This is a genomic window from Geobacillus sp. Manikaran-105 (genome assembly GCF_002809955.1).
GTDB classification, from domain to species: Bacteria; Bacillota; Bacilli; order Bacillales; family Anoxybacillaceae; genus Geobacillus; species Geobacillus thermophilus.
In genome coordinates this window covers 1-3,304 of record NZ_PIJG01000101.1, presented here as the reverse complement: position 1 = coordinate 3,304, position 3,304 = coordinate 1, and the positions used below count along the sequence as shown (strand labels likewise).

Genomic DNA, 3,304 nt, shown 5'->3' with positions numbered 1-3,304 from the left:
TTTTGGGGGCTTTCATGATCCGCTCACGCTCCATTCCAACGATTTTTCTTCCTTTTTCGACATAAGCCCCCTAAATCCCTGCCTCAGGGTGTACTTTTTTCACCGGCCTTCTAGGTTCGCCAAGCAGGAGTCATTCCCGTAAAGTCGCCGAAAGGTGCATTCTTCCGCTTGACGAAGGAAACAGCCGTTCAGTACACTGAAAGAAGTTTGACAGAAAAGGTGATGAACGTGCGGATTGAAATTCAAGGACTGCCGAATCCGGAACGGTTTCAGCGCCCGCTTGAGGTGATGACCGAGCTGTTTTTCGAAGCGCCGGAGCTGTCGTTCGCGCCGCTTCCTGAGGCCGATATGGCCGCTATGTTTTCCGTCAAGGAAGACGGGGGCATCGCTGTTTCGGGGACGCTGCTTGACAAGACGTCGGGGCGCGTGGAGGAAGTAAGTCATGAACGCAGCACGCCGGCGGATGCTGACGGGAAAACGTACGAAAAACAGCTGAAAAACGCCGTTTTGCATGTCTATTTGACGTTGCTTGAGCGTTCTACCGGCCTCATTCAGCCGTGGGGCGTGCTGACCGGCGTCCGCCCGGTCAAGCTGCTTCATCAGCTTTTGCGCTCAGGCCTTTCGAAAGAAGAGGCGCATCGGAAGCTGGCCGAGGAGTACTTGGTGACTAAGGAGAAAATCGAACTAATGCAGGCGATCGTGGACCGCCAGCTCACGGTCGTGCCGGATTTATACGATTTGGCTCATGAAGTGAGCATTTATATCGGCATTCCGTTTTGCCCGACGAAATGCGCGTATTGCACATTTCCGGCGTACGCCATCAACGGCCGCCAAGGGTCGGTCGACGCCTTTTTGGCCGGCCTTCATTACGAAATGGAAGCAGTCGGCCGCTTTTTGCGCGAGCGCGGCATTCGCATTACGACGATCTACTACGGCGGCGGGACGCCGACGAGCATTACGGCCGACGAGATGGACCGGTTATACGCTCATATGTATGACGTATTTCCAGACGTCGACCGCGTCCGCGAAATCACGGTCGAAGCCGGGCGTCCGGATACGATTACGCCGGAGAAGATTGACGTATTGAAAAAATGGAAGATCGACCGAATCAGCATCAATCCACAGTCGTACATTCAAGAGACGTTAAAAGCGATTGGCCGCCATCATACCGTTGAAGAAACGATTGAGAAGTTCCACTTGGCGCGGCAGATGGGGATGAACAACATCAACATGGACTTAATCATCGGACTGCCGGGCGAAGGGCTTCCAGAGTTTACGTATACGCTTGAACAGACGGAACGGCTTCTGCCCGAGTCGCTGACCGTTCATACGCTGTCGTTTAAGCGGGCGTCGGAAATGACAAAGAACAAACAAAAGTACAAAGTCGCCAGCCGCGAGGAAGTGCAGGCGATGATGAAGGCGGCCCAGGAGTGGACAAAGGAGCACGGTTATGTCCCATATTACTTGTACCGACAAAAAAACATTCTCGGCAACTTGGAAAACGTCGGCTACGCCTTGCCGGGGCACGAGAGCCTATACAACATTATGATCATGGAAGAACAGCAGTCGATCATCGGCCTTGGCTGCGGGGCATCAAGCAAGTTTGTCGATCCGAAAACGCGGAACATCACCCGCCAGGCGAATCCAAAAGAGCCGAAAGTGTACAACGAACATTTCGCCGAATATACGGAAGAGAAAATCAATATATTAAAGGGAATATTTGGATAAATAACAACACCCCGGGAACAACCCCGGGGTATTTTGATTAGCGGTGAAATAAAATGAGCTTGCCGCTCGCATTGACGCAACGGTGTGTTTTGTCCCAACAGCCGCGCTCGCGCAATTTTTGCTCGCCGATTTTTTTCGCTTCTTCATCATTGGCGGCTTCAAACGTTTCATCAAGCAATTTTTCCCCGTCGCGCTCAAACGCGGTCAACGTATACGTCGGCATGTCACCATCTCCTTTCGCTGAATCATCATTCATTTCTCTTTCATTTAGAGGTTGAATCGACAAATTCCTGCTTTTATCTAAAACTTTTTTTTAGATGGCACGTTTTAATAGTGTGAGAGGAAAATTTGTTTTGTGTTGGGGGAATGTGGATGAGTTTGGAGATCATTGAGGTGACGAAACGGTTTGGCCAGGCGACGGCCGTCGACCATTTGACGTTGACGGTTCCGGAAGGGGAGATGTTCGGATTGCTTGGGGCGAACGGAGCGGGAAAAACGACGACCTTTCGCATGATTTTAGGCCTTCTGCTCCCGACGGAAGGGGTGATCCGTTGGCAAGGCGAACCGATTGATGACTCGAAAAGCCATCTGATCGGCTATTTGCCGGAAGAGCGCGGGTTGTACCCGAAGCTGAAAGTGCAAGAGCAGCTTCTGTATTTAGGGCGGTTGCGCGGAATGAAAAAGACGGATCTTCTTCCGGAAATCGACCGCTGCCCGGGCTGACGGATGAACAGATGGCGGAGCTTTCCAAACCGGTTCCGTTCCAAAAGGTGGCATTGGAAAAAAACGCGAAGACGGAAGAGGAGCTGAACGAAGCGCGCTCTCTCGTTTATGTCCTTCTGTTCGCGATGTATATGTTCGTTTTGATGTATGGCGGCATGATCGCGACGGAGGTGGCGACGGAAAAATCGTCGCGCGTGATGGAAATTTTAGTGTCAAGCGTCCCGCCAGTCCAACAGCTGTTTGGCAAAATCATCGGCGTTGCGCTTGTCAGCTTGACGCAATTTTTCGTGTTTTTCGCCGTTGCGTTCGCCGCGTTAAAAACGAGCGGACAGGAAGTGTGGCGTTTCCTCGGATTGGATCACCTGCCGGCCTCAATCTTTGTGTATGCACTCGTTTTTTTCTTGCTCGGTTACCTCTTGTACGCGGTGCTGTTTGCCGTGCTCGGTTCGCTCGTCAGCCGGGTTGAGGATGTACAGCCGGCGATTACGCCGGTCATGATGCTGGTTGTCGCTGCCTTTATGATCGCGATGTTTGGCTTGAATGCGCCAGAGTCGGCGTTCGTGACCGGCGCTTCGTTCGTTCCCTTTTTCGCGCCGATGCTCATGTTTTTGCGCATTGGCCTCGTTTCCGTGCCGGGATGGGAAGTGGCGCTTTGTCTTGCGCTTTTGGCGGCGACGATTGCCTTGCTCATTTATTTTGGCGCCAAAGTGTACCGAGGCGGCGTGCTGATGTATGGACGAATGAACATTTTCAAGGATGTGAACTACCCCCACTTAATTTTCTAGCGAAAATTTGAAGTGGGGGCTTCCAAAGAAGTTTGACTGCTTCAAGCAATCCTTATTCTTTGAGGCGT

General features: G+C 52.0%; 2 protein-coding genes and 2 pseudogenes. 3 read left to right on the top strand and 1 reads right to left on the bottom strand.

Annotated features, from left to right (window positions below):
* The first annotated feature begins 222 nt into the window (after positions 1 to 222).
* Positions 223 to 1,728 (top strand): coproporphyrinogen III oxidase, encoded by a 1,506-nt coding sequence (locus CV945_RS16515; RefSeq protein ID WP_033011660.1) that lies wholly within the window; start codon positions 223 to 225, stop codon positions 1,726 to 1,728.
* A gap of 37 nt (positions 1,729 to 1,765) precedes the next feature.
* Here CV945_RS16515 and CV945_RS16510 read toward each other — a convergent pair whose 3' ends face one another.
* Positions 1,766 to 1,951, bottom strand: coding sequence for a YhzD family protein (locus CV945_RS16510; protein ID WP_015374028.1), 186 nt, complete (start codon positions 1,949 to 1,951; stop codon positions 1,766 to 1,768).
* A gap of 149 nt (positions 1,952 to 2,100) precedes the next feature.
* Between CV945_RS16510 and CV945_RS16505 the strand changes: the two are divergent.
* Together CV945_RS16505 and CV945_RS16500 are read left to right on the top strand one after the other, a co-directional pair.
* A pseudogene (locus CV945_RS16505) lies at positions 2,101 to 2,439 on the top strand (ABC transporter ATP-binding protein); the annotation flags it as partial.
* Positions 2,440 to 2,444: 5 nt separating this feature from the next.
* Positions 2,445 to 3,236: pseudogene (locus CV945_RS16500) on the top strand (ABC transporter permease); the annotation flags it as partial.
* Between the last annotated feature and the right edge of the window lie 68 nt (positions 3,237 to 3,304).